Here is a 23,775-nt window from a genome sequence, read left to right as displayed (position 1 = left end):
CGGAGGCGATCATCTCGAGGGTGGACTGCTGGCGCTGGACCTCGGCGTCGACCGCGGCGGCGATCTCCGGGTCGAGCTCGTGCAGGGGCGTGTTCAGGACGGACATGTCTTTACGACTCCTCAGCCGGCGGAAAAGGCGGTGTACTCGTCGGCGGAGAGCAGGTCGGCCGGCTCCTCCGCGGTGCGTACCCTGAACAGCCAGCCGCCCTCGAAGGGCGCGGAGTTCACCAGCGACGGGTCGTTGACGACGTCCTCGTTGACCTCGGTGACCTCGCCGGACACCGGGGAGTACAGGTCGCTCACGGACTTGGTCGACTCCAGTTCGCCGCAGGTCTCGCCCGCGGTCACGGTGTCACCGACCTCCGGGAGCTGGACGAACACCACATCGCCGAGCGCGTTGGCCGCGTGCTCCGTGATGCCGACCGTCGAGACGCCGTCCTCGGCGCCCGACAGCCACTCGTGCTCCTTGCTGTAGCGCAGCTGCTGGGGGTTGCTCATGGCCTGAATTCTCCTGTACGCGAGGGAGTGCTGGTGAATGGGGGACTGCTGGAAACGCACGTGAGCAGCGGAAATGTGCGCAGGGTCACGCACGGCCCGCTTCGAGTGTCTACTTCTGGCGCTTGTAGAACGGCAGCGCCACGACCTCGTACGGTTCGTGGCTGCCCCGGATGTCCACACCGACGCCCGGCGTGCCCGGAGCGGCGTGCGCGGCGTCGACGTACGCCATCGCGATCGGCTTGCCCAGGGTGGGGGAGGGGGCGCCGGAGGTGACCTCGCCGATCACCTCGCCGCCGGCGACGACCGCGTACCCGGCGCGCGGGACCCGCCGGCCCTCGGCGACCAGGCCGACCAGGACGCGAGGCGGGTTCTCCGAGGCCCGGGAGGCCGCCTCGGCCAGAGCCTCGCGGCCCACGAAGTCGCCCTCCTTCTCGAACTTCACCACCCGGCCGAGGCCCGCGTCGAAGGGCGTGAGGGAGGTCGACAACTCGTGCCCGTACAGCGGCATGCCCGCCTCCAGGCGCAGCGTGTCGCGGCACGACAGGCCGCAGGGGACCAGGCCGACGCCCTCGCCCGCCTTGGTCAGGGCCTGCCACAGCTCCACGGCGTGCTCCGGCCGCACGAACAGCTCGAAGCCGTCCTCGCCGGTGTAGCCGGTGCGGGCGATCAGGGCGGGGACGCCGGCGACCGTGCCGGGCAGACCGGCGTAGTACTTCAGGCCGTCGAGGTCGGCGTCGGTGAGGGACTTCAGGATCCCCGGGGACCGCGGACCCTGGACGGCGATCAGCGCGTAGGCGTCCCGGTCGTCGCGCACCTCGGCGTCGAAGCCGGCCGAACGCTCCGCGAGCGCGTCCAGCACGACCTGGGCGTTGGAGGCGTTGGCGACGACCATGTACTCCGTCTCGGTGAGCCGGTAGACGATCAGGTCGTCGAGGATGCCGCCGTCGGCCCGGCAGATCATGGTGTAGCGGGCGCGGCCGACGCCGACGGACGCGATGTTGCCCACCAGCGCGAAGTTCAGCAGGGCGGCCGCCTGTGGCCCGGCCACCGTGATCTCACCCATGTGCGAGAGGTCGAAGAGACCGGCCTTCGTCCGCACGGCGTTGTGTTCGTCGCGCTCGGAGCCGTAGCGCAGGGGCATGTCCCAGCCGGCGAAGTCGGTCATGGTGGCGCCGAGCGAGCGGTGCAGGGCGTCGAGCGCGGTATGACGGGGTGCGGTGCTGCTCATCGGACGGTTGTCTCCCAAGGCATGACAGGCGAGGTCGTTCCTCCCCATCTGTCATCGGAACCTGAGAGGTTCGTCAGGACCCCGCGAACGGTGGTCATGACTTGCACCTTGGGTGGGGCCACCGCGAGGGGCGGCCCGCTTTTCAGATGTGCCTCGCCCGCGCGGTAACGGGGCCTGAGAGATTCAAGGGAGGGACTTGCTCCTTCGGCGTCCGGGCACTCGTACGAAGGACGTACGGCCCGGAACTCTCCCGCGCGGATTCAAGCGGCCGGTATGCAGTTGGCGCGGCCATCATTGCACGCATCGGTCCGGCACGGCAGGCCGCATCTTGTAACCGGCTTGTGGCAGGAAGTGCACGAAAACACGAGGCACCGCGCATTACCTTCTCTTTACACTCGACGGGGATGGGATCTCGTGACCACCCCAGGGGAGGACGATCACGGTGAACAGGACCACGGCGTACGCGACCACCTCGGCCCTCGCGCTGCCCACGCAGCCGACGGTCCCCGTCGGGGAGGCCTGCGGTCCGCTCGCCGCGCCCGTCGTCCGCGACCTGCGTGCACGCGGCGGCCACAGCCCGCACGCACTGCTCTTCGCCCCCGAGGACCTCGTGGTGATCACCGGCCTGCCCGGCAGCGGCAAGTCGACGCTGATGCGGCGCGCGGTCAAGGGCATCCGGATCGACTCCCAGGACACCCGCGACCGCTGGGACGGGCGGCTGTCCCGTTTCCTGCCGTACGGGCTCTACCGCCCGCTCGTCCGCCTCGCCCACTACGCCGGGCTGCGCCGCGCGCTGGGCTCCGGTGAGGGCGTCGTGGTGCACGACTGCGGCACCCAGGCCTGGGTGCGCGGCTGGCTGGCCCGAGCGGCCCGCCGCCGGGGCGGCACCCTGCACTTGCTCCTGCTCGACGTCACCCCCGACACGGCCCTGGCCGGCCAGCGGGAACGCGGCCGTGGGGTCTCGACGTACGCGTTCCTGCGTCACCGCGGCGCCGCCGCCCGTCTGATCCGCTCCGTGGAGAAGGGGCATCTGCCCCAGGGATGCGGCTCCGCGGTCCTGATCGACCGGGACGCGGCGAACGTGCTGCGCAGGATCGGCTTCACGGGCTGACCCCCGCGCCGCCGGTACCCGCTAGCCTTTTCAGCCACAGCAGCGGTACTCGGCAGGCGGTAGGCAGCAGATGGACTTCCCGGCGGATCTCCCAGCGGGCTTCTCGGAGTTTCCGGCACAGGCACACCCCCACCCGCACGGCGGATGGCCCGGCAACGAGCTGGAGGAGGTGCTGTCCGCATCCCTCGGCATACCCGGGGCGGGCGGGCGGATCGTCGAGGTGCTCGGCCGCAGCTTCGTGTGGGTGCCGCTGCCCGGCGGAGGCGGCCCGCACAGCGGCCCGCTCGACCTGCCCAGCCTGGAGATCGACGGTCAGGCGTACGTCCCGGTGTTCAGCTCCGAGGAGCAGTTCCGCCAGGTCGTCGGCCCGCACATGTCGTACACCATCGCGCCCGCGGTGGAGTTCGCCCGCGGCCTGCCTCCGCAGGTCGGCATCGTCGTGAACCCGGACGGCACGGTCGGTGTCCCGCTGCCCCCGCCCGCCGTGGCCGAACTCTGCCGCGCCGGCCGAACCCCGCTGGGGGGCCCGGCGGCCGGCGGCCGCGTCAAGCTCTACGAGCCCGACTGGCAGGACGACCCCGTCGACCTCCTCGCCGCGGCCTCCGCCGAGTTCGCCGCCACCGGCGTCATCCGCACGGCCCGCCGCTGCCTCGCCGTCATCGAGACCGCCGCCCCGGTCATGTTCGTCGGCGTGGAGCTCTCCCACTGGGACGCCTTGGACCTGCGCACGGCCCCCATGGACGCTCTGGCCAGGGCCCTGGGCAGGGCTCCGGCCCCCTGGCCGGTGAACCTGGTCCTCCTGGACGTGGCGGACGACCCGGTGGGCCACTGGATGCGGGAGCAGGTCCGGCCCTTCTACACGAGCGGCTACTAGGAGCGACCGGCGGCCACGGCCGCCGCCCCCGCCGGGGGACACAAAGCCCCGAGCTCCTGGGCGTTGCTGTCGGCCCCGCCACATAAGCTGGTTTCATATCCGAGGCAAACTTCATGAAGGGGCGGTACAGGTGAGCGCCAGCGGCACCGCGGCCGGGCAGGTCGAGCACATGCTGCGCCAGGTGACGCCCGGGCGCTACGACGCCTACGAGGCACTCCTGCGCGCGCTCGCGACGCCCTCCTCCGGCCAGGTCTGGATGCTGCTGTGGCACGGCCAGGCAGGCTCCCCCGACGCCCAGTACGGAAACATGGAGGTCGAGGGCTTCGGTTACGCCCCCTGTGTCACCTCCGCCCAGGAGCTGTCGGCCAGCGGCTGGAACCGGTCGTACGAGGTGGTGGACGGCCTGGACGTGGCCCGCACCCTGTACCCCGACCACTACGGCCTCTGGCTGAACCCGCACGCCCCGGGCGGCGGCGTCGGCATCCCCTGGCTCGACCTGCGCCGGATCGCCACCGGTCTGGAGCGGCAGCCCGCCGGTCCCCTCCGGCTGTCGGAACCCGGCATCGAGATCCCGCAGTTCTACGCCCTGCTCGCGCAGAACGCCCACCGCACGCCGGCGGTCCGCGCGCTGCGCAGGGCCTGGGTGCAGCCCGCGCTGGGGGCGCCGTACCTCGCCATCGGTCTCGACGTGTACGACACCAGCCCGCCGGCCGTCGACTCGGTGCGGGCGATGATGCAGCAGTCGATCGGCGCGGTGCCGGACGGACTGCCGGTGTCGACCGTGGCGATGTCCGACGAGTACGACCCGGTGGCCCTGTGGATGCGGGCGAGCGCCCGCCCCTTCTACGACCGGGAGGCCCACGCGGCCCCCGCCCCGGCGCAGGCTCCGGTGGCCGGCTACGGCTATCCGCCGGCCCGCGGCGGTTACTGACCGAACGCCACACCGGCCCTGGCGGCCGGACTCGTCTTCGCGCGTAGAGCAGGGTGGATCGTGGCCCTATGTCCAGAATGTCACAACTGGCGCGCGTCCGCCCCTCGTTACCCGTCGTCCGGATAACGGAACCCTTCGCCTCTCATCACGTTTATGCATCCTTTCACCGCCAAGTCTGGCAACAGATCGCCAAAGCGTTGAAGACTCCCGCACCAGGGGCTCTTCGCCCTCGTATGACGGACTGATCAACGCCGCCACAGCGGCAAGTGCGGGCCGGCTACCGCCGGTTGAGAGGGGTCCCTGCCAGATGACGGCACCATTGCACGAGCCGACCGCGGAAGCGGCCCCGAGTGCGGCCGAGGAAGCGGCGCTGATCAGCGCCGATGCGAAGGCCGTACAGGGGCGCTCCCTGGGCCGGATCGCCTGGGAGCGCCTGAAAAGGGACAAACTCGCCCTGACGGGCGGCATCGTGGTGCTCCTCCTCATCGCCGTCGCGTTGCTCGCGCCCGTGATCACCAACCTCGTGGGGCAGGACCCCGACGCGTACCACGAGGACCTGATCGACCCGCTGTTCGGCACGCCCACGGGATCGCTGGGCGGCATCAGCGGCGACCACCTCCTCGGCGTCGAGCCGGTCAACGGTCGCGACATCTTCGCGCGCATCCTCTACGGCGCCCGGATCTCGCTGCTCGTCGGCTTCCTGTCCGCGATCGTCGCCGTCATCCTCGGCACGATCCTCGGAGTCCTCGCCGGTTTCTTCGGCGGCTGGGTCGACTCCGCCATCAGCCGCGTGATGGACGGTCTGCTGGCCTTCCCGCAGCTGCTGTTCATCATCGCGCTGGTCTCCGTCATGCCGAACGAACTGCTGGGGCTGACCGGCACCGGCGTGCGCGTCTTCGTGATGATCCTGGTCATCGGCTTCTTCGGCTGGCCCTACATCGGACGCGTGGTGCGCGGCCAGACGCTCTCCCTGCGCGAACGGGAGTACGTCGAGGCGGCCCGGTCGCTGGGCGCCGGGCGGCTGTACATCCTGTTCAAGGAACTGCTGCCCAACCTGGTCGCGCCGATCATCGTCTACACGACGATGATGATCCCCACCAACATCCTGACCGAGGCGGCGCTCAGCTTCCTGGGCGTGGGCGTCAAGCCGCCCACGTCCTCCTGGGGGCAGATGCTCTCCGGCGCTCTCGACTACTACGACTCCGACCCCATGTACATGGTGGTCCCGGGTGTGGCGATCTTCATCACCGTTCTTGCCTTCAACCTCTTCGGCGACGGCGTGCGCGACGCGCTGGACCCGAAGGGCTCCCGCTGAACTGCCGTACGCCAAGCGTCCCGTGGCACCGACTACGGGGTCTCTCATCTAATCCGGAGGATCCGAGATCGTGACTACCCAACGCACCTCAGGGCGGCGAAAGCAGGCATTGGCCGCTGTCGCCGCGGTCACCGCGCTGCTGACCACGGCGGCGTGCGGCGGCGGTGACTCTGACGGCAACGGCGGTTCCAAGAACGGCGCCGCCGGTTTCGACGCCGCGAACAACAAGATCGCCCAGGCCTCCGCGGCCAAGAAGGGCGGCACGCTGAAGTTCGGCGGTGCCCAGGACGCCGACTCGTGGGACACCACGCGTGGCTACTACGGCTTCATGTGGAACTTCTCGCGCTACTACTCCCGCCAGCTCGTCACGAACAAGGCGGAGCCGGGCAAGGCCGGCGCCGAGGTCACTCCGGACCTCGCCACCGACGTCGCCAAGGTCACCGACGACGGCAAGACCTACACGTACACCCTGCGTGACGGCGTCACGTGGGAAGACGGCAAGCCGATCACGTCCAAGGACATCAAGTACGGCATCGAGCGCGTCTGGGCGCAGGACGTGCTGTCCGGCGGTCCGGTCTACCTCAAGGACGTCCTCGACCCCAAGGGCGAGTACAAGGGCCCCTACAAGGACAAGTCCGCCGACAAGCTGGGTCTGAAGGCGATCGAGACGCCCGACGACAAGACCATCGTCTTCAAGCTGCCGAAGGCCAACTCGGACTTCGAGGAGATGCTGGCCCTGACCTCGGCGTCCCCGGTCCGCCAGGACAAGGACACCAAGTCCAAGTACGGCCTGCACCCGTTCTCCTCGGGCCCGTACAAGTTCCAGTCGTACAGCCCGGGCAAGGACCTGACCCTGGTCCGCAACACCGAGTGGAAGCAGTCCTCGGACCCGGTCCGCAAGGCGTACCCGGACAAGATCACGGTCAAGTTCTTCTCGAACGCCAACGACCTGGACCAGCGCCTGATCAGCGGTGACCTGGACCTCGACATCAACCAGACCGGCATGTCGCCGCAGGGCCGCACCACCGCCCTCAAGCAGCACAAGGCCAACCTGGACAACCCGGTCTCCGGCTACGTCCGTTACGCGGTCTTCCCGCAGAGCGTGAAGCCGTTCGACAACGAGCACTGCCGCAAGGCCGTGATCTACGGCGCCGACCACGTGTCGCTGCAGACCGCCCGCGGTGGCCCGGTCGCCGGTGGTGACATCGGCACCAACATGCTCCCGCCGTCCGTCCCGGGCGCCGAGGGCCAGGCGTACGACCCGTACGAGCTCAACGGCGCCAACAAGAGCGGCAACGCCGCCAAGGCCAAGGAAGAGCTGAAGGCCTGCGGTCAGCCGAACGGCTTCAAGACCACCATCGCGGTCCGCAACAACAAGCCGGTCGAGGTGGCCACGGCCCAGTCCCTGCAGGCGTCGCTGAAGAAGGTCGGCATCACCGTCGACATCGACCAGTACGACGGTTCGCAGACCTCCGGCATCATCGGCAGCCCCGAGAACGTGAAGAAGAAGGGCTACGGCATCATCATCATGGGCTGGGGCCCGGACTTCCCGTCCGTGCAGGGCTTCGGTCTGCCGCTGTGGGACGGCTCGTACATCCTGGAGAGCGGCAACAACAACTTCGCCCTGATCGACGACAAGACCATCAACGGTCTGTTCGACCAGTACGTCACCACGCTGGACGACTCGGGCAAGACCAAGATCGCCACCGAGATCAACCACAAGGTCATGGAGGGCGGCTACTACCTGCCCTTCGTCTTCGAGAAGTTCATCAACTGGCGGTCGAGCAACCTGGCGAACGTGTACACGTCCGACGGCTACAGCGGCATGTACGACTTCGTCAACCTCGGCCTGAAGTCCACGAACTGATAACCGGCACACCCGCCGAACGGCACGAAAGGCAGGTGAAGGCCGGCGCAGCGTGATCGCGGGTCACCGGAAGACCTCCGGTGGCCCGCGGTCCGCGGCGGGCCGAGAGCTGTGCTCGCTTACCTCATCAGGCGGTTGTTCGCCGCCGCAGTGATGCTCGTGGTCATCGTCATGGTGGTCTTCTGCATCTTCTTCCTCGTCCCCAAGTGGGCGGGCGTGGACATCGCCACGAGCTTCGTGGGCAAGCAGGCCGACCCTGCCGCCGTCGAGGCGGTGCGGCAGAAGCTGGGTCTGGGCGACCCGATCTACGCCCAGGTCTGGGAGTTCTTCAAGGGGATCTTCGTAGGCCGTACCTACTCGGGCGGCGGCGACGTCACCCAGTGCTCGGCGCCGTGCTTCGGTTACTCCTTCCGCAGCGAGCAGGCCGTCTGGCCGGTGCTGACCGACCGCTTCCCGGTGACCCTGGGTCTCGCGCTCGGCGCCGCCGTGCTGTGGCTCATCCTCGGTGTCGCGGCGGGTGTGCTCTCCGCGCTCAAGCGGGGCAGCTTCTGGGACCGCGGCGCGATGGTCGTCGCGCTCGCCGGTGTCTCGCTCCCGATCTACTTCACCGGCATGCTCTCGCTGGCCATCTTCGTCTTCGGGCTGAAGCTGTTCGACGGGCAGTACGTGCCCCTGGAGGAGAGCTTCACCGGCTGGTTCGGCGGCATGATCCTGCCGTGGATCACCCTCGCGTTCCTCTACGCGGCGATGTACGCCCGGATCACCCGCGCCACCATGCTGGAGATCCTCGGCGAGGACTACATCCGCACGGCCCGCGCCAAGGGCCTCAAGGAACAGACCGTCATCGGCAAGCACGCCATGCGCTCGACGATGACCCCCATCCTGACCATGCTCGGCATGGACCTCGGCGCCCTCATCGGCGGCGCGATCCTCACCGAGACGACGTTCAGCCTGCCCGGCCTCGGCCAGGCCGTGCTCAACGGCATCAAGACCCAGGACCTGCCCATCATCCTGGGCGTCACCCTGATCACCTCCGTGGCGGTGCTCGTCGCCAACCTCGTGGTGGACGTCCTGTATGCCGTGATCGACCCCCGAGTGAGGCTCTCATGACCGAACTCAGCAAGAGCGGGGCGGCGGTGGGCGAGCCCACCGGCACCTCGCCCGCCCCGAGTTCCTTCCTCGAAGTGCGCGACCTGAAGGTGCACTTCCCGACCGACGACGGTCTGGTCAAGTCCGTCGACGGGCTCAGCTTCAAGCTGGAGAAGGGCAAGACCCTCGGCATCGTGGGCGAGTCGGGCTCCGGCAAGTCCGTGACCTCGCTCGGCATCATGGGCCTGCACACCGCCGGCCAGTACGGCAAGCGCAAGGCGCAGATCTCCGGCGAGATCTGGCTGGACGGCACCGAGCTGCTGTCCGCCGACCCGGACGAGGTGCGCAAGCTGCGCGGCCGTCAGATGTCGATGATCTTCCAGGACCCGCTGTCCGCGCTGCACCCGTACTACACGATCGGTCAGCAGATCGTGGAGGCGTACCGCACGCACCACGACGTGGACAAGAAGGCCGCCAAGCGCCGGGCCGTGGAGATGCTCGAGCGCGTCGGCATCCCGCAGCCGGACAAGCGCGTCGACAGCTACCCGCACGAGTTCTCCGGCGGTATGCGCCAGCGCGCGATGATCGCGATGTCCCTGGTCAACAACCCCGAGCTGCTCATCGCGGACGAGCCGACGACCGCCCTCGACGTGACCGTCCAGGCGCAGATCCTCGACCTGATCCGCGATCTGCAGAAGGAGTTCGGCTCCGCGGTCGTCGTCATCACCCACGACCTGGGCGTCGTCGCCGAACTCGCCGACGACATCCTGGTGATGTACGGCGGGCGCTGCGTGGAGCGCGGCCCGGCCGAGAAGGTGTTCTACGAGCCCCGCCACCCCTACACCTGGGGCCTGCTCGGCTCGATGCCGCGTCTGGACCGCGAGCAGCAGGACCGTCTGATCCCGGTCAAGGGCTCCCCGCCCTCCCTGATCAACGTCCCGTCCGGCTGCGCCTTCAACCCGCGCTGCCCGTACGCCGACATCCCCAAGGACGACCTCACCCGCACGGTCCGCCCCGAGCTGACCGAGGTCGGCAGCCAGCACTGGGCCGCCTGCCACATGTCGCAGGAGCAGCGGGAGCGGATCTGGACCGAAGAGATTGCGCCGAAGCTGTGAGCGAGACCCCTAAGGACGCAGCGGTGACCATTCCTGCGCAGAGTGCTGGTGCTCGCCTCACCAAGGACGCAGCCCCCGGCGAGACCCTGCTGAAGGTGACCGGGCTCCAGAAACACTTCCCGATCCGAAAAGGCCTGCTCCAGCGGCAGGTCGGCGCGGTGCGCGCGGTCGACGGCATCGACTTCGAGGTGAAGTCCGGCGAGACCCTCGGTGTCGTGGGCGAGTCGGGCTGCGGCAAGTCGACCATGGGCCGGCTGATCACCCGGCTGCTGGAACCGACCGCGGGCCAGGTCGAGTTCGAGGGCAAGGACATCACGCACCTCGGGGTGGGCGGGATGCGCCCGCTGCGCCGCGACGTGCAGATGATCTTCCAGGACCCGTACTCGTCGCTGAACCCGCGCCACACCATCGGCACGATCATCGGCGCCCCCTTCAAGCTCCAGAACGTCACGCCCGAGGGCGGGGTGAAGAAGGAGGTCCAGCGGCTGCTGTCGGTGGTCGGTCTCAACCCCGAGCACTACAACCGCTATCCGCACGAGTTCTCCGGCGGTCAGCGCCAGCGCATCGGCATCGCCCGCGCGCTCGCGCTCAACCCGAAGCTGGTCGTCGCGGACGAGCCGGTCTCCGCCCTGGACGTGTCGATCCAGGCGCAGGTCGTGAACCTGCTGGACGACCTCCAGCAGGAACTGGGCCTGACGTACGTGATCATCGCGCACGACCTGTCCGTCGTGCGGCACGTCTCGGACCGTATCGCCGTGATGTACCTCGGCAAGATCGTGGAGCTCGCCGACCGCGAGTCCCTCTACAAGGCGCCGATGCACCCGTACACCAAGGCGCTCATGTCGGCCGTGCCGATCCCGGACCCGCGGCGCAGGAACGCCAAGAGCGAGCGGATCCTACTCAAGGGCGACGTGCCCTCGCCGATCTCCCCGCCGAGCGGCTGCCGCTTCCACACCCGGTGCTGGAAGGCGACGCAGATCTGCACGACGGTCGAGCCGCCGCTCGTGGAGCTGAAGCCCGGCCAGCAGGTCGCCTGCCACCACCCGGAGAACTTCGAGGACCAGGCGCCGCAGGACACGGTGCTGCTGACCGCCGCCAAGGAGGCGGCCGCGCTGGTCGCGGACGAGGTGCTGGCGGAGTCGGCGGAGACCTCCGCGGCGGTGGCGGCCGAGGTCGAGACCGCCTCCGCCGAGGCCGAAGCCGAGACCGACGCCGAGACCGCTTCCGCCGAGGCCGAAGCCGAGACCGACGCCGAGGCCGCGACCGACGCCGAGACCGCTTCCACGGAGGGCGAGACGCCGTCCAAGGAGAAGTAGCCCTGCCGAGTCACCGGGCCCCCGCCTTCATTTGGAAGGCGGGGGCCCGGTGTCAGGTAAGAATGTTCGGGTGCTTCAGCAACTGTTCAGTCCCTCCGTCCAGCACACGCTCGACCTGATCGGCATCTTCGTCTTCGCGATCTCCGGCGCCCTGCTGGCCGTCCGCAAGAACTTCGACGTCTTCGGCATCGCCGTCCTCGCCGAGGTCACCGCGCTGGGCGGAGGGCTGTTCCGCGACCTGATCATCGGGGCCGTGCCGCCCGCCGCCTTCACCGACCTCGGGTACTTCCTCACCCCGCTGCTCGCCGCCCTCCTGGTCTTCTTCCTGCACCCGCACGTGGAGCGCATCCAGGTCGGCGTGAACGTCTTCGACGCGGCCGGCCTCGGCCTGTTCTGCGTCGCCGGCACGACGAAGGCGTACGAGTACGGCCTCGGCCTCACCCAGTCGGCGACCCTGGGACTGGCCACCGCGGTCGGCGGCGGGGTGCTGCGGGACGTGCTCGCCAACGAGGTGCCCTCGCTGCTGCGCTGGGACCGCGACCTGTACGCGGTACCGGCCATCGTCGGCGCCACCATGGTCGTCCTGTGCATCCGCTTCGACATGCTGTCCCCGGTCACCAGCGCGCTCGCGGTCGTCACCGCCTTCGTGCTGCGGTTGCTCGCGATGCGGTTCCACTGGCGAGCGCCGCGTGCGTGGAACCGCCGGTCGACCGTGCGCGAGGAGTAGCACCGGCACGCGGGTGCGGCTGCCCCATCTCCTCGGTCAGCCAGCGGAACGCCGGTACCACCTGCGGCCGCCACAGCGCCATGGTGTGACCACCGGCGCTGGTCGGGACGTAGACGACGTGCACGGTCGTCGGCGCCTTCGCGCACTGTTGCAGGGCGAGTGCCGCCTCGTAGCCGTCGTGCGGCTGGCCGGAGAGGTAGAGCGCGACCCGGGGCGGGGTACGGGCCGCGCGCAGCAGCAGGTAGGGGTTGTTGGCGTCGCGCAGCACGGGGTCCTGCGCGGCGAGCGAGGCGCGTTCGGCGCTCGGGTCGTTGTAGCCGGACAGGCTGACCGCGGCCCGGTAGCGGTCGGGGTGGGCGACGGCGAGCTTCGTCGCGCAGTGCCCCCCGGCCGAGTACCCGGCCACCGCCCAGCCCGCCGGCCCGGTCTGGGCACGGAAGTTGTCCGTGACCATCCTCGGCACGTCGAGACTCAGCCAGCTGTCGGCGTCGACCGTGCCCGGGATGTTGGCGCAGCCGGTGTCCACCCCGGCCAGCAGATTGGTGCGCGGGGCGACCAGGATGAACGGCGCGATCTGGCCGCCGCTCATCAGCGGACGCAGTTGCCGGGCGGCGTGGAGGGACCCGAACCAGGCCTTCGCGGAACCGGGGTAGCCCGACAGCAGCTCGACGACCGGGAACCGGTGGTGCCGGTAGGCGGGCTCGTCGTACTGCGGTGGCAGCCAGACGTAGACCTCGGCGTTCACGCCCGACACCCGGCCTCTGAGCTGGGTGACGCGCACGCCGTCGGGACCCGTCGCCCGGAACGTCTGGCGGACCCGGGGCAGTCGCTTCAGCGCGATCCCGCCGGTGCCGTCGGCGCCGAGGTCGGCGGCCTGCTGCACGTGGTCGCCGGTGCCGAGCAGGTCCGACCAGTTGTCGTACAGGTTGTTCTCGTTGTTGACCAGCACGAAGACCAGGGCGACCGCAGTGCCCTGGGCGAACAGCAGCATCAGCACCCGGGCCGCGGCGCGCAGGGCCCGGTGTCCCCGCATCCGCGACCACAGCACGAGCGGCAGCGCGAGGGCGACCACGGCCAGCGCGATCAGGGTGTAGAGGAACGAAGTCCCGGTGAGGCTCATGCTCCTACAGAGGGGCGGCCGGGGCGCCGGGTTTACGGACGAGTGCGGACACTTACCGAGAAATTGACCTCGTCTCACCTACGTGTGGTGGGGGCTTCATGCGGCCGTAACGAAAAAAGCTACCGCTTAGTAATCACCTGTTGTACCGTTCAGGCATGCCAGAAGCAGCCACCGTGCGCGCCGTGATCGGCGACAGCGAGTTCGACCGGGACACCGCGGTCACCCTGCGCGAACCCGGCGTGTACGACATCGACCTCTCCGCGGGCTGGACGATCATCAGCGCCGTCAACGGCGGCTACCTGCTGGCCGTCCTGGGCCGCGCCCTCGCGGACGCCCTGCCGCACGCCGACCCGTTCACCATCTCGGCGCACTACCTGACCGCGTCCCAGCCCGGCCCGGCGGTCGTCCGCACCGATGTCGTCCGCACCGGCCGCACGCTCTCGACCGGCCAGGCCTCGCTCCTCCAGTACGACGAGCAGGGCCGCGAGGTCGAGCGCATCCGCGTCCTCGCCTCCTACGGGGACCTCGACGCGCTGCCCGACGACGTCCGTACGACGGCCCGGCCGCCGGTGATCCCGCCCATGGAGCAGTGCTTCGGCCCCGAGGACGGCCCCGCCCCGGTCGAGGGCAGCTCGGCCATCACCGACCGGCTGATGCTCAAGCTCGACCCCTCCACCCTGGGGTGGGCGCTCGGGCAGCCCTCCGGCAAGGGGGAGATGCGGTCCTGGTTCGGGCTCGCGGACGGCCGCGACCCCGACCCCTTCTCGCTGCTCCTCGCGGTCGACGCGCTGCCGCCGACCGCGTTCGAGATCGGCCTGTCCGGCTGGGTGCCCACGGTCGAGCTGACGGTCCACATCCGCTGCCGCCCGGCCCCCGGCCCGCTGCGCGTCGCCATCACCACCCGCAACCTCGCTGGCGGCTTCCTGGAGGAGGACGCCGAGGTGTGGGACAGCAGGGACCGGCTGGTCGCCCAGTCGCGGCAACTGGCGAGGGCCAGGCTCGGCTGAGGGGAGTGCTTCCCGGTCGGCGCCGGCCTCTCGCAGGCCGCCGCCCGGCCGTCGTGCCGCACGGGATCCTGGAGCGGTGAAGTCAGACCGCCTGCTCTCGATCCTGCTGCTCCTGCAGACCCGCGGCCGCGTCCCCGCGCACGAACTCGCCGAGCGGCTGGAGGTGTCCGTGCGCACCATCCACCGGGATGTCGAGGCGCTGTCCGCCGCCGGGGTCCCGGTGTACGCCGAACGCGGCCGCCACGGCGGCATCCGACTGCTCGCCGGATTCCGTACGGACGTCACGGGACTGACCGCCGACGAGTCGCCGACGTCTGGGAGGTGTTGCGCCGGGAGGTCGAGGAACGCCCCGGCGGGCTCGACGTCACCGTCCGCGTCCTGCGTGACCGCCTCGACCTGTTCCTGCGCCTGAACGCCGCCTCGCCGGCCGAACTCCCGGACGACGGCGGGGCCGGCGAGTGGGTGACGGCACGGCTGTCGTACGGCGTGGTCGGCGAGGCCCGCCAACTCCTCGCGTTCGGTGACCGCGTGGAGGTGCTGTCGCCATCGGAGGTGCGCCAGGAGCTGGCCCGCGCGGCCGCTTCTGTCACGGGCTTGTACCAGCGAGTAGGCGAGGGGTCCGAGGAAAACCCCAGTTCAGAGGGGCACCTTTAGCCGCGCTTTGCGTCTCGCACAGGCGGGGGACAGGGCGGTCCCAAGAAACCCCCAAGGGGCGTTGGTTGAGTGCCGGTCTCAGGCCTTCCTCATCCTTCTTGGAGTTGTTCCTCATGAAGCGTGTGCGTCTCGTCCCCGCAGTGGCCCTGCTGGCGCTCTCGCCCCTCGCCCTCGTGGCCTGCGGCTCGGGCGACTCGTCGTCCACCTCGAACAGCGGCAACTCCGGGCAGACCCAGAGCTGTTCACCGCCGTCCGGCGCGCCCAGCGGCAACCCGTCCGGGATGCCGAGCGGTGCTCCGTCGGGCACTCCCACCGGCGACGCCACCGCCCGGCCGTCCGGTGCTCCCTCGGGCATGCCGAGCGGCGCGGCCGACGGCGCGCCGGGTGGCGGTCAGGGCGGCGGCCCCGGCGGTGGCCAGGGCGGCGGCTGCGGCGGCGGTCCGGGCGGTGGCGGCGCCCAGCCCAGCGGTGCCCCTGGTCAGCAGGCGACGAAGAACTGACGTCCGACATCCGACGTCCGACGTCCGACGTCCGACATCCGACGTCCGACATCCGACGTCCGACATCCGACGTCCGACGTCCGACGGGACGTCGAACGGCAGGGGCGGCACACCCGGTGAACGGGGGTGCCGCCCCTGCGCGTCGCCCGGCCCCGGAGTGTCGCCCGGCCCCGGCAGGCGCGGCCCGGTCGGCGCGCCGGCTCAGTCCAGCCAGTGGTCGCGGCCGATGCTGATGAGCCGCAGCTGCCGGGTCGCCACCTGCACGACCCGCTCGCGCTCCTCCGCCGACGCCTCCTGCGCCTCCAGGAACAGCGAGGCGGTGATCAGCATCTGGTCGACGTACAGGTTGGCCAGCATCAGCAGGTCGTCCTCGCTCCAGCCCGCCGACTCGGGGTCCTTGGCCAGCTCCGCCCGCACCTCCTCGCCGAACCGGACCAGTTGGTCCCGTATGGCCTCCCGCACCGGCTGCACTCCGCCATGTCGCTCACGGGCGATGAAGCGGACGTGGGCGGGGTACGCGTCCACATGGCCCGCGATCAACTCGACAGCCCGTGTGATGCGCTGGTCGTGACCGTCCGCCGAGGACACCGTCGTCCTGATCATCGGGTGCAGGCTGCCCAGCGCCTCCTCGACCAGGGCCACGCCGAGATCCGCGGTGGAGCGGAAGTGCCGGTAGAAGGCGGTGGGGGCGACGCCGACGGCACGGGTGACCTCGCGCAGACCGAGGCTGCTCAGGCTCTGCTCCTCCAGCAGTTCCAACGCGGCGTCCAGGAGCGCCTGCCGGGTCTTCTGCTTCTGTGCCTGCCGGATACCGAGGGTGTGACTCATGCCATGCAGTTAACAACTGTTCTCTGTAATTGAAAAGTCGTGAGACGCGCTAGACTGGGAAGTCAGTGAACAACTGTAACCACAACCGTTCACCGAAACGTCACGCGAGTCCGTCTCGCCGGAGGGGGTCCCACCCATGCTGTTCCTCGTCGCCGCACTCCTGCTGCTCGGCGTCGTCCTCGGAGCCGTCGCCCACGCGCCGCTCGGCTTCACCGCCGTCACCGCCGTCGTGATCGCCGCCTGGCTCGGCATCTTCGCGATCCGCGAGCGCCACGGCCGTCGTCGCGGCACCACCACCCACTGACCGTCCGCCGTCCGTCCGACCCCGGGAGCTGATCCGTCATGCAACTCACCGCACCTGCCAGCCGCCGCACCGGCATCCGCGACGCCGACGGCATGGCCGTCGCGTCCTTCGTCCTCGGCCTCATCGGCCTTCTCGTCCTCAACCTCTTCCTCGGCCCGACCGCCATCGCCCTGGCCGCCGCCTCCCTGTGGCGAGGCACCACCCGCAAGGGCCGCGCCTACCTCGGCATGGGCCTGGGCATCGCCGACCTCGTCGTCCTGCTGGCCTTCATGCAGATGGACAACTCGGTCTCCTGGAGCTTCTGACCGACCGGCACAACGGCGTGCCGGCGCGAGCCCGTCCCAGCGGCCGGTCCCTACTCCGCCGCCAGGCCAACCTCGCCCGGAGACCGCTCACCACGGCCCCGTAGAATCGTGGCCACCATGGCATACCTCGACCACGCCGCGACCACCCCGATGCTCCCCGAGGCAGTCGAGGCACTCGCCGCGCACCTGAGCGTCACCGGCAACGCCTCCGCCCTCCACGCATCCGGCCGCCGAGCGAGGCGAACCGTCGAGGAGGCCCGCGAGACCCTCGCGGAAGCTCTCGGCGCCCGCCCCAGCGAGGTCGTCCTCACCTCCGGCGGCACCGAGGCCGACAACCTCGCGGTCAAGGGCCTGTACTGGTCCCGCCGCGCCGCCGACCCGGCCCGCACCCGGGTCCTCGCCAGCCCCGTCGAGCACCACGCCGTCCTGGACGCCGTCCACTGGCTCGGCGAACACGAGGGCGCCACCATCGAGTACCTCCCGGTCGACGCGTACGGGCGGGTCCACCCCGACGCACTGCGCGAGGCCATCGCCCGCGACCCCGGCGACGTCGCCCTGGCCACGATCATGTGGGCGAACAACGAGATCGGCACGGTCCTGCCGATCCGCGAACTCGCCGAAACCGCAGCCGAGTTCGACGTCCCGCTGCACGCCGACGCCGTCCAGGCATTCGGTCAGGTCCCCGTCGACTTCGCCGCCTCGGGCCTCGCCGCGATGACCGTCTCGGGCCACAAGATCGGCGGACCGTACGGCATCGGCGCCCTGCTGCTCGGCCGCGAGCACACCCCCGTCCCCGTCCTGCACGGCGGCGGACAGGAACGGCACGTCCGCTCCGGCACCCTCGACGTCCCCGCCATCGCGTCCTTCGCGGTCGCCGGCCGGCTCGCCGCCCAGCAGCGCGAGTGGTTCGAGCGGGAGATCGGCGCCCTGCGCGACAGCCTGGTCGAAGAGGTCCGCAAGGCCGTCCCCGACGCGATCCTCGGCGGCGACCCGGCCCCCGGAGGCCGCCTCCCGGCCAACGCGCACTTCACCTTCCCGGGCTGCGAGGGCGACTCCCTGCTCCTCCTCCTGGACGCCCAGGGCATCGAGTGCTCCACCGGCTCCGCCTGCACCGCGGGCGTCGCCCAGCCCAGCCACGTCCTGCTGGCCACCGGCACCGACCCCGACCTGGCCCGCGGCACCCTGCGCTTCTCCCTCGGCCACACCTCCACCGAGGCCGACGTCGAGGCGGTCGCCCAGGCGATCGGCCCGGCGGTGGAGCGGGCCCGCGCGGCGGGACTGACGTAAGGCCTGTCGCAGGGCCTGTCGTTCGGGTCACGCCGCGGACGCGGGGCCGCTCACGCCACCGCCGTACGCGCCTTCCGTACCAGCTTCAGGTACCGGTCCCAGTCCCAGTGCTCGCCCGGGTCGGTGTGGTCCGTGCCCGGCACCTCCACGTGGCCGATGATGTGCTCCCGGTCGACCGGGATGTCGTAGCGCGCGCATATCCGGGCGGTGAGGAGCGCCGAGGCCTCGTACATCTCGTCCGTGAAGTCCTGCGGCCGGTCGACGAAACCCTCGTGCTCGATGCCGACACTGCGTTCGTTGTAGTCGCGGTTGCCCGCGTGGTACGCCACGTCCAGCTCGCGGATCATCTGGGCGACGGTGCCGTCCTTGCCGACGATGTAGTGCGCGGCCGCGCCGTGCCCCGGGTCCTGGAAGACCTTCACCGCGCTGTCGAAGCTGCCCTGGGTGACATGGATGATCACCATGTCCACGCCGTAGTCGTCGGGGCGGTCCGCGCGCCGCCAGTTCGCGTCGGACGCCGCCACCCAGCGCGCGCCCGTGTAGTCGACCTCGCCCTCCTTGCGCGGCTTCTCCACGCCCGGCGCGCGCCACCACAGGCGGGCCAGCTCGTCGCGGGCCAGCACCCCGGTGCCCACGGCCGCGGCGGTCCCGCCGATCAGCAGGGCACGCCGACCGATCCGCCGGTCGGCGTCCTTCTCGTTGGCTCGTCTCGCCCCCATGTGATCGTGAACGGATACTCGTGGGCTCCGGTTCCCGAGCGCCCTTACTCTTGAAGGGTTATGACTGAGACCACGCAGCCCACCCGTCCCCTTCGCGTCCTCGCCGCCATGTCGGGCGGCGTCGACTCCGCCGTCGCCGCCGCCCGCGCGGCCGAGGCGGGGCACGACGTGACCGGCGTCCACCTCGCCCTCTCGGCGAACCCGCAGTCGTTCCGCACGGGCGCGCGTGGCTGTTGCACCATCGAGGACTCGCGCGACGCCCGCCGCGCCGCGGACGTCATCGGCATCCCGTTCTACGTCTGGGACCTCGCCGACCGCTTCCGGGAGGACGTCGTCGAGGACTTCGTCGCCGAGTACGAGGCCGGCCGCACCCCCAACCCCTGCCTGCGCTGCAACGAGAAGATCAAGTTCGCCGCCCTGCTCGACAAGGCGCTCGCCCTCGGCTTCGACGCGGTCTGCACCGGCCACTACGCCCAGGTCACCGTGAACTCCGACGGCTCGCGGGAACTGCACCGCGCCTCCGACATGGCCAAGGACCAGTCCTACGTCCTCGGCGTCCTGGACGACCGGCAGCTCGCCCACGCGATGTTCCCGCTCGGCGACACCGTGACGACGAAGGACGAGATCCGCGCCGAGGCCGAGCGCCGTGGGCTGGCCGTCGCCAAGAAGCCCGACTCCCACGACATCTGCTTCATCGCCGACGGCGACACGCAGGGCTTCCTCGCCGCCCGCCTGGGCAAGGCGGAGGGCGACATCGTCGACGAGTCGGGCACCAGGCTCGGCACCCACGAGGGCGCGTACGGCTTCACCATCGGCCAGCGCAAGGGCCTGCGCATCGGCACCCCGGCCGCCGACGGCAAGCCGCGCTACGTCCTCGACATCTCCCCGGTGAACAACACGGTCACGGTCGGCCCGGCCGACGCCCTCGACGTGAACGCCCTGACGGCGATCAAGCCCCGCTGGTGCGGCGCCGCCCCCACCGGCCCCGGCACCTACACCGCCCAGCTCCGCGCCCACGGCGGTGAGACCGAGGTCACCGCCCAACTCGTCGACGGCTCCCTGGAGGTCACCTTCACGGAGCCGGTCCGCGGCGTGGCCCCCGGCCAGGCGATCGTGCTGTACGACGGCACGCGCGTGGTGGGCTCGGCCACGATCGCGTCCACGGTGCGGGCGGCGGCCGGGGTGGCCTGACCACCCCGGCGGGTCACTCGGCGAAGAACTCCGCCAGCACCGGCGCCAGGGCCACCGGATCCACCATGTGGGTCTGCCCCTCCAGCGCCCGGTACGTGCCCTCAGGCGCCGCCTCGGCGACCGTCCGCGCGGCCTGACGCATCCACGCCGGGCTCGCGCCTCCGGCGACCGCCAGGACGGGGACGGTGACCGAGGCCAGCAGGGACCCCGGGACCCGCCCGTCGCCCAGCACGGCGGCGTCGTACGCGAGGCTCGGGGCGACGCCCTCCATGCCGGCCCACATGGGGGCCTGGCGAGCACCCTGGATCATCTCCTCGGCCATGCCGGTGAGCCGCAGGAACAGCTCGACCGCGTCCCCGCGCCGCTGCTGCGCGAGCGCCCCGTTCAGCCGCTCGGTGTACTCGGCCCACCGCCGCACGCCGTCCTCGTCCACGGCGTACGGCGTCTCGTACACGGCGACCCGACGCACCGGCAGCCCGCTCGCCGCCGCGTGCAGCGCCAGCGCGCCGCCCGAGGAGACGCCGAAGAGCGACGCCTGACCGCCCACGGCCTCGATCAGCGCCCCCAGGTCCTCGACCTCCCGGTCCACCGAGTACGGGGCGGTGTCGCCGCTGTGGCCACGGCCCCGGCGGTCGTAGGGGACCACGGTGAACCGGTCGGCGAGGTGTCCGGCCAACGGTGCCACCGTGGCCCCCGTCGACATGGCACCGCTGACGAGGATGACCGCGGGGCCCGCACCGCTGCTCTGGTACGCGAGGGGGGTGCCGTCGCGCGAAGTCGTCTTCTTGTCCATGCCTGTGGAGACTGCCGGACCGCACCGGACTCACCGGTCACGACACGTCAGTTCCGCTACAGCACTTCCACCTCGTAGAAGCAGAGGTGGTCCTTGATGCCGGCCACGTCCGGCTTCGGGTCGGGGTACGCCCAGACCAGGTCGGCCGCGTCCGGCAGCGACCAGTAGGAGGCGGTGCCTTTGAACGGGCAGTAGGTGTGCGTCCCGGAGGGCGTCAGCAGGTCGAGCCGTACGTCCTCCGGAGGGATGTAGTACCGCACCGGACAGCCCGTCTCCCGCAGGAGGAGGGGCCGTTCGGTCTCCGCCAGCACCTGGTCGCCCCGCACGACCCGTACCCGCTGCGTGCCCTGCTCGATGGTGATCCTGTGTCCTTCGGCCATACCGGAACAGCGCCCGCGGTCCGCCGGTTCTTCCCGCGTACGGTGGCTTCATGCGAATCTGCGTCTTCCTCTCCGCCGCCGACCTCGACGAGCGCTACACCCGGCCCGCGCGGGAGTTCGGCAGGCTGATCGGCAAGGGCGGACACACGCTGGTGTGGGGCGGTTCCGACGTCGGGCTGATGAAGGTGGTCGCCGACGGGGCGCAGGAGGCGGGCGGCCGGCTGCTGGGGGTCTCCGTGGACTTCCTGGCGGCCAAGGCACGCGCGGGCGCCCACGAGATGGTCGTGGCGAAGGACCTGGCCGAGCGCAAGAGGCTCCTCCTGGAGAACGCCGACGCCGTCGTCGTCATGGTCGGCGGCACCGGCACCCTCGACGAGGCGACCGAGATCCTGGAGCTGAAGAAGCACGGTCACACCGACAAACCGGTCGTGCTCCTCAACACCGCGGGCTTCTACGACGGGCTCAAGGAGCAGTTCCGCCGCATGGAGGACGAGGGATTCCTGCCGCGCCCGCTGACCGACCTGGTGTTCTTCGCGGAGGAGCCGGTGGGGGCGCTGGCGTATCTGGAGGAGAGCCAGGGCGTCGAGTGACACCGGCGTGATGCGAGCATGGCGGGCATGGCTACTCATGTGATCACCGGAGCCGGCTCCGGCATCGGCGCGGCAGTGACCCGCCGGCTGCACGCGCGCGGGGACGATCTCGTGCTGCACGCGCGCGACGCCGGGCGCGCGAAGGAACTGGCGGCGGAGTACCCCGGCGCGCGGACACTCGTGGGCGACCTCGCGGACCCCGACAAGCTGAGCTGGGCGTTCTCCCACCAGTCGCTCCCGGACCGGGTGGACTCCCTGCTCCACATCGCCGGCGTCGTCGACCTCGGTCCGGTCGGCGAGCTGACCCCCAAGACCTGGCGCCACCAGCTCAACGTCAACCTCGTCGCCCCCGCCGAGCTGACCCGCCACTTCCTGCCCCAGCTCCGCGCCGGCCACGGCCACGTGGTCTTCGTGAACTCCGGCGCCGGCCTCAACGCCCACGCAGACTGGTCGGCCTACGCGGCGTCGAAGCACGGCCTGAAGGCCCTGGCGGACTCCCTGCGGCACGAGGAACACGCCAACGGCGTCCGCGTCACCTCCGTATACCCCGGCCGCACCGCCAGCCCCATGCAGGCCAAGGTCCACCAGCAGGAGGGCAAGACCTACGACCCGTCCCGCTGGATCGATCCCGAGTCGGTGGCGACGACGATCCTCACGGCGCTGGACCTGCCGAAGGACGCGGAGATCAACGACCTCACGGTGCGACCGGGCCGTTGAACCACATGTAAGCCACCCCCAGCTCGTCCGGCGTTTGAGGACAAGGCCTTGGTACGGCCACACCCCAGGCCTTGGTACGGCCACACCCCAGGCCTCGGTACGGCCACCCCCAGCCCGTCCGGCGTTTGAGGACAAGGCCCCTTCAGGGCCGACGGGGGTTCGGGGGCGCAGCCCCCGGCGGGGTCGAAGGGGCGCCGCCCCTGGGGACGGGACGGGTAGGGGCGGCGGGGGCGAGACCACCAAGCCCGCACCCGCGCCCCCGCCCCTCCCAGACCTCCGTAGGCTTCCCCACGTGAACGCGAACCCCACCTTCGGCCCCGCCACCGGCATCGGCTCGCTGCCCGGCGGCGACGCCAGGGAAGCCGCCAGGACCGCCACCGGCTCCTTCGAGACCTTCCCGTTCCTGCCCGAACTCCCCGCCCGCGGCCCCGGCGCCGACATGATCGGCCGGACCGCCGGAATGCTCGTGGAGCTGTACGCGCGCGTGGAGCCCAGCGGTTGGCGGATCGGCGACCGCCCGGGCCGGGACACGAAGCGGGCCCGCTCCTGGCTCGGCGAGGACCTGGACGCACTGGAGGAGTTCACCCAGGGATACGAGGGCGCGCTGAAGGTGCAGGCCGTGGGCCCGTGGACGCTCGCCGCCGCCCTCGAACTGAGAAACGGCGAGGCCGCCCTCGGCGACCCCGGCGCCTGCCGCGACCTCGCCGCCTCCCTGGCCGAGGGCCTGCGGCAGCACCTCGCGGAGGTACAGCGCCGAATCCCCGGCGCCCAACTCGTCCTCCAGCTCGACGAGCCCTCCCTCGTCGCCGTGCTCCGCGGGCAGGTGAGGACCGCGAGCGGCTACCGGACCCACCGCGCCCCCGACCGGCAGGTCGTCGAGGCCACCCTGAGGGACGTCGTCGGGGTTCACGCCGGCGGCCCGGTCGTGGTCCACTCGTGCGCACCGGACGTCCCGTTCGCCCTGCTGCGCCGGGCGGGCGCGGCGGCTGTCTCCTTCGACTTCTCGCTCCTCACCGAGCGTGACGACGACGTGATCGGTGAGGCGGTGGAGAGCGGCACCCGGCTGTTCGCCGGTGTCGTGCCGGGCACGGACACCCGATTGTCAGACCCTGCCGGTAGCGTCATGGGTGTCAGAACGCTGTGGCGCAGGCTGGGGCTGCATCCGGGGCTTCTCACGGACGCGGTCACCCTCACGCCGTCGTGCGGACTCGCGGGGGCTTCCCCCGCGTATGCGCGCGAGGCCCTCGCGCACTGCGTCCGGGCGGCGAGATCCCTCGCGGACAACCCAGAGTAACGGGAGGACAACACG

Annotated in this window: 25 protein-coding genes, 1 pseudogene and 2 riboswitches; of the genes and pseudogenes, 19 read left to right on the top strand and 7 right to left on the bottom strand. The window is 70.9% G+C overall.

Annotation, left to right across the window (positions count from 1 at the left end; genetic code table 11):
• Nucleotides 1-120: 120 nt before the first annotated feature.
• Together gcvH and gcvT are read right to left on the bottom strand one after the other, a co-directional pair.
• Complete coding sequence (gcvH, locus tag AQJ84_RS30365; RefSeq protein ID WP_030040546.1) at nt 121-498, bottom strand: glycine cleavage system protein GcvH; 378 nt, start codon at nt 496-498, stop codon at nt 121-123.
• 109 nt (nt 499-607) lie between these two features.
• On the bottom strand, nt 608-1,726 hold the full coding sequence (gene gcvT, locus AQJ84_RS30360) for a glycine cleavage system aminomethyltransferase GcvT (RefSeq protein ID WP_030040545.1): 1,119 nt from the start codon (nt 1,724-1,726) through the stop codon (nt 608-610).
• A gap of 38 nt (nt 1,727-1,764) precedes the next feature.
• Nucleotides 1,765-1,878: riboswitch (glycine riboswitch) on the bottom strand.
• Nucleotides 1,879-1,989, bottom strand: a riboswitch (glycine riboswitch).
• Nucleotides 1,990-2,162: 173 nt separating this feature from the next.
• Here gcvT and AQJ84_RS30355 point away from each other — a divergent pair.
• The 9 genes from AQJ84_RS30355 (at nt 2,163) to AQJ84_RS41495 (ending at nt 12,071) form a co-directional block, all read left to right on the top strand.
• A complete protein-coding gene (locus AQJ84_RS30355; RefSeq protein WP_037802892.1) occupies nt 2,163-2,837 on the top strand; it encodes an AAA family ATPase in 675 nt (224 codons plus the stop codon).
• 70 nt (nt 2,838-2,907) lie between these two features.
• Nucleotides 2,908-3,711: an enhanced serine sensitivity protein SseB gene (locus AQJ84_RS30350; RefSeq protein WP_030040543.1), complete on the top strand. Its 804-nt coding sequence runs from the start codon at nt 2,908-2,910 to the stop codon at nt 3,709-3,711.
• Nucleotides 3,712-3,841: 130 nt separating this feature from the next.
• A complete protein-coding gene (locus AQJ84_RS30345; RefSeq protein ID WP_053191577.1) occupies nt 3,842-4,642 on the top strand; it encodes an enhanced serine sensitivity protein SseB C-terminal domain-containing protein in 801 nt (266 codons plus the stop codon).
• 307 nt (nt 4,643-4,949) lie between these two features.
• Entirely contained in the window at nt 4,950-5,957 is a 1,008-nt protein-coding gene (locus tag AQJ84_RS30340; protein WP_030040542.1) for an ABC transporter permease, read from the top strand.
• A 70-nt stretch (nt 5,958-6,027) separates the two neighbouring features.
• Nucleotides 6,028-7,824: an ABC transporter substrate-binding protein gene (locus tag AQJ84_RS30335; RefSeq protein WP_030040541.1), complete on the top strand. Its 1,797-nt coding sequence runs from the start codon at nt 6,028-6,030 to the stop codon at nt 7,822-7,824.
• 111 nt (nt 7,825-7,935) lie between these two features.
• On the top strand, nt 7,936-8,934 hold the full coding sequence (locus AQJ84_RS30330) for an ABC transporter permease (RefSeq protein WP_030040540.1): 999 nt from the start codon (nt 7,936-7,938) through the stop codon (nt 8,932-8,934).
• The gene (locus AQJ84_RS30325; protein ID WP_030040539.1) at nt 8,931-10,028 is read left to right on the top strand and encodes an ABC transporter ATP-binding protein; all 1,098 of its coding nucleotides are present in this window, start codon (nt 8,931-8,933) and stop codon (nt 10,026-10,028) included. Before AQJ84_RS30330 ends, AQJ84_RS30325 begins: the two co-directional genes overlap by 4 nt.
• Nucleotides 10,029-10,051: 23 nt before the next feature.
• Nucleotides 10,052-11,344 (top strand): ABC transporter ATP-binding protein, encoded by a 1,293-nt coding sequence (locus AQJ84_RS30320; RefSeq protein WP_053191576.1) that lies wholly within the window; start codon nt 10,052-10,054, stop codon nt 11,342-11,344.
• A gap of 70 nt (nt 11,345-11,414) precedes the next feature.
• On the top strand, nt 11,415-12,071 hold the full coding sequence (locus tag AQJ84_RS41495) for a trimeric intracellular cation channel family protein (RefSeq protein WP_078631893.1): 657 nt from the start codon (nt 11,415-11,417) through the stop codon (nt 12,069-12,071).
• On the opposite strand, the gene AQJ84_RS30310 is transcribed toward AQJ84_RS41495, so the two are convergent.
• A complete protein-coding gene (locus tag AQJ84_RS30310; RefSeq protein WP_030040536.1) occupies nt 11,980-13,191 on the bottom strand; it encodes an alpha/beta hydrolase in 1,212 nt (403 codons plus the stop codon). The genes AQJ84_RS41495 and AQJ84_RS30310 overlap by 92 nt on opposite strands.
• Nucleotides 13,192-13,346: 155 nt before the next feature.
• On the opposite strand from AQJ84_RS30310, the gene AQJ84_RS30305 reads away from it, so the two are divergent.
• The 3 genes and pseudogenes from AQJ84_RS30305 to AQJ84_RS43225 all read left to right on the top strand — a co-directional run bounded on the left by AQJ84_RS30305 (nt 13,347) and on the right by AQJ84_RS43225 (nt 15,352).
• Nucleotides 13,347-14,198 carry a thioesterase family protein gene (locus tag AQJ84_RS30305; RefSeq protein WP_030040535.1) on the top strand — a complete coding sequence of 284 codons (852 nt, stop codon included), beginning with the start codon at nt 13,347-13,349 and terminating at the stop codon, nt 14,196-14,198.
• 76 nt (nt 14,199-14,274) lie between these two features.
• A pseudogene (locus tag AQJ84_RS40325) lies at nt 14,275-14,852 on the top strand (HTH domain-containing protein).
• A 113-nt stretch (nt 14,853-14,965) separates the two neighbouring features.
• Nucleotides 14,966-15,352, top strand: coding sequence for a hypothetical protein (locus tag AQJ84_RS43225; protein WP_030040534.1), 387 nt, complete (start codon nt 14,966-14,968; stop codon nt 15,350-15,352).
• Between the two features lie 201 nt (nt 15,353-15,553).
• Here the strand turns inward: AQJ84_RS43225 and AQJ84_RS30290 are convergent, their stop codons facing one another.
• Nucleotides 15,554-16,180: a TetR family transcriptional regulator gene (locus tag AQJ84_RS30290; RefSeq protein WP_030040533.1), complete on the bottom strand. Its 627-nt coding sequence runs from the start codon at nt 16,178-16,180 to the stop codon at nt 15,554-15,556.
• 136 nt (nt 16,181-16,316) lie between these two features.
• Here AQJ84_RS30290 and AQJ84_RS42595 point away from each other — a divergent pair, with 136 nt between their 5' ends.
• The 3 genes from AQJ84_RS42595 (at nt 16,317) to AQJ84_RS30280 (ending at nt 18,076) form a co-directional block, all read left to right on the top strand.
• Complete coding sequence (locus AQJ84_RS42595) at nt 16,317-16,484, top strand: hypothetical protein (RefSeq protein WP_030040532.1); 168 nt, start codon at nt 16,317-16,319, stop codon at nt 16,482-16,484.
• A 38-nt stretch (nt 16,485-16,522) separates the two neighbouring features.
• Nucleotides 16,523-16,789: a hypothetical protein gene (locus AQJ84_RS30285; protein ID WP_030040531.1), complete on the top strand. Its 267-nt coding sequence runs from the start codon at nt 16,523-16,525 to the stop codon at nt 16,787-16,789.
• A 117-nt stretch (nt 16,790-16,906) separates the two neighbouring features.
• Complete coding sequence (locus AQJ84_RS30280) at nt 16,907-18,076, top strand: cysteine desulfurase family protein (protein ID WP_030040530.1); 1,170 nt, start codon at nt 16,907-16,909, stop codon at nt 18,074-18,076.
• 50 nt (nt 18,077-18,126) lie between these two features.
• On the opposite strand, the gene AQJ84_RS30275 is transcribed toward AQJ84_RS30280, so the two are convergent.
• On the bottom strand, nt 18,127-18,795 hold the full coding sequence (locus AQJ84_RS30275) for an N-acetylmuramoyl-L-alanine amidase (protein WP_030040529.1): 669 nt from the start codon (nt 18,793-18,795) through the stop codon (nt 18,127-18,129).
• A 60-nt stretch (nt 18,796-18,855) separates the two neighbouring features.
• Between AQJ84_RS30275 and mnmA the strand changes: the two genes are divergently transcribed.
• Complete coding sequence (mnmA, locus tag AQJ84_RS30270; RefSeq protein ID WP_030040528.1) at nt 18,856-19,986, top strand: tRNA 2-thiouridine(34) synthase MnmA; 1,131 nt, start codon at nt 18,856-18,858, stop codon at nt 19,984-19,986.
• A 13-nt stretch (nt 19,987-19,999) separates the two neighbouring features.
• On the opposite strand, the gene AQJ84_RS30265 is transcribed toward mnmA, so the two are convergent.
• Together AQJ84_RS30265 and AQJ84_RS30260 are read right to left on the bottom strand one after the other, a co-directional pair.
• A complete protein-coding gene (locus tag AQJ84_RS30265) occupies nt 20,000-20,779 on the bottom strand; it encodes an alpha/beta fold hydrolase (RefSeq protein ID WP_030040527.1) in 780 nt (259 codons plus the stop codon).
• A 56-nt stretch (nt 20,780-20,835) separates the two neighbouring features.
• A complete protein-coding gene (locus tag AQJ84_RS30260; protein ID WP_030040526.1) occupies nt 20,836-21,159 on the bottom strand; it encodes a DUF427 domain-containing protein in 324 nt (107 codons plus the stop codon).
• Nucleotides 21,160-21,209: 50 nt separating this feature from the next.
• Here AQJ84_RS30260 and AQJ84_RS30255 point away from each other — a divergent pair, with 50 nt between their 5' ends.
• From AQJ84_RS30255 to AQJ84_RS30245, 3 genes are all read left to right on the top strand, one after another.
• Nucleotides 21,210-21,749 carry an LOG family protein gene (locus AQJ84_RS30255; protein WP_030040525.1) on the top strand — a complete coding sequence of 180 codons (540 nt, stop codon included), beginning with the start codon at nt 21,210-21,212 and terminating at the stop codon, nt 21,747-21,749.
• Nucleotides 21,750-21,767: 18 nt separating this feature from the next.
• Nucleotides 21,768-22,466: an SDR family oxidoreductase gene (locus AQJ84_RS30250; RefSeq protein WP_037802891.1), complete on the top strand. Its 699-nt coding sequence runs from the start codon at nt 21,768-21,770 to the stop codon at nt 22,464-22,466.
• 292 nt (nt 22,467-22,758) lie between these two features.
• Nucleotides 22,759-23,760: a methionine synthase gene (locus AQJ84_RS30245; RefSeq protein ID WP_030040523.1), complete on the top strand. Its 1,002-nt coding sequence runs from the start codon at nt 22,759-22,761 to the stop codon at nt 23,758-23,760.
• The last annotated feature ends 15 nt before the right edge of the window (nt 23,761-23,775 follow it).

Origin of the sequence: Streptomyces resistomycificus, assembly GCF_001514265.1 — a bacterium.
Classification (GTDB): Bacteria; Actinomycetota; Actinomycetes; order Streptomycetales; family Streptomycetaceae; genus Streptomyces; species Streptomyces resistomycificus.
This window is presented reverse-complemented; position numbering and strand designations above follow the sequence as displayed.

Coding starts and splice junctions, on each gene's coding strand:
- gcvH (WP_030040546.1), bottom strand. CDS start 498: ATGAGCAACCCCCAGCAGCTGCGCTACAGCAAGGAGCACGAGTGGCTG.
- gcvT (WP_030040545.1), bottom strand. CDS start 1,726: ATGAGCAGCACCGCACCCCGTCATACCGCGCTCGACGCCCTGCACCGC.
- AQJ84_RS30350 (WP_030040543.1), top strand. CDS start 2,908: ATGGACTTCCCGGCGGATCTCCCAGCGGGCTTCTCGGAGTTTCCGGCA.
- AQJ84_RS30340 (WP_030040542.1), top strand. CDS start 4,950: ATGACGGCACCATTGCACGAGCCGACCGCGGAAGCGGCCCCGAGTGCG.
- AQJ84_RS30325 (WP_030040539.1), top strand. CDS start 8,931: ATGACCGAACTCAGCAAGAGCGGGGCGGCGGTGGGCGAGCCCACCGGC.
- AQJ84_RS30310 (WP_030040536.1), bottom strand. CDS start 13,191: ATGAGCCTCACCGGGACTTCGTTCCTCTACACCCTGATCGCGCTGGCC.
- AQJ84_RS30305 (WP_030040535.1), top strand. CDS start 13,347: ATGCCAGAAGCAGCCACCGTGCGCGCCGTGATCGGCGACAGCGAGTTC.
- AQJ84_RS43225 (WP_030040534.1), top strand. CDS start 14,966: ATGAAGCGTGTGCGTCTCGTCCCCGCAGTGGCCCTGCTGGCGCTCTCG.
- AQJ84_RS30290 (WP_030040533.1), bottom strand. CDS start 16,180: ATGAGTCACACCCTCGGTATCCGGCAGGCACAGAAGCAGAAGACCCGG.
- AQJ84_RS42595 (WP_030040532.1), top strand. CDS start 16,317: ATGCTGTTCCTCGTCGCCGCACTCCTGCTGCTCGGCGTCGTCCTCGGA.
- AQJ84_RS30285 (WP_030040531.1), top strand. CDS start 16,523: ATGCAACTCACCGCACCTGCCAGCCGCCGCACCGGCATCCGCGACGCC.
- AQJ84_RS30280 (WP_030040530.1), top strand. CDS start 16,907: ATGGCATACCTCGACCACGCCGCGACCACCCCGATGCTCCCCGAGGCA.
- AQJ84_RS30275 (WP_030040529.1), bottom strand. CDS start 18,795: ATGGGGGCGAGACGAGCCAACGAGAAGGACGCCGACCGGCGGATCGGT.
- mnmA (WP_030040528.1), top strand. CDS start 18,856: ATGACTGAGACCACGCAGCCCACCCGTCCCCTTCGCGTCCTCGCCGCC.
- AQJ84_RS30265 (WP_030040527.1), bottom strand. CDS start 20,779: ATGGACAAGAAGACGACTTCGCGCGACGGCACCCCCCTCGCGTACCAG.
- AQJ84_RS30260 (WP_030040526.1), bottom strand. CDS start 21,159: ATGGCCGAAGGACACAGGATCACCATCGAGCAGGGCACGCAGCGGGTA.
- AQJ84_RS30255 (WP_030040525.1), top strand. CDS start 21,210: ATGCGAATCTGCGTCTTCCTCTCCGCCGCCGACCTCGACGAGCGCTAC.
- AQJ84_RS30250 (WP_037802891.1), top strand. CDS start 21,768: ATGGCGGGCATGGCTACTCATGTGATCACCGGAGCCGGCTCCGGCATC.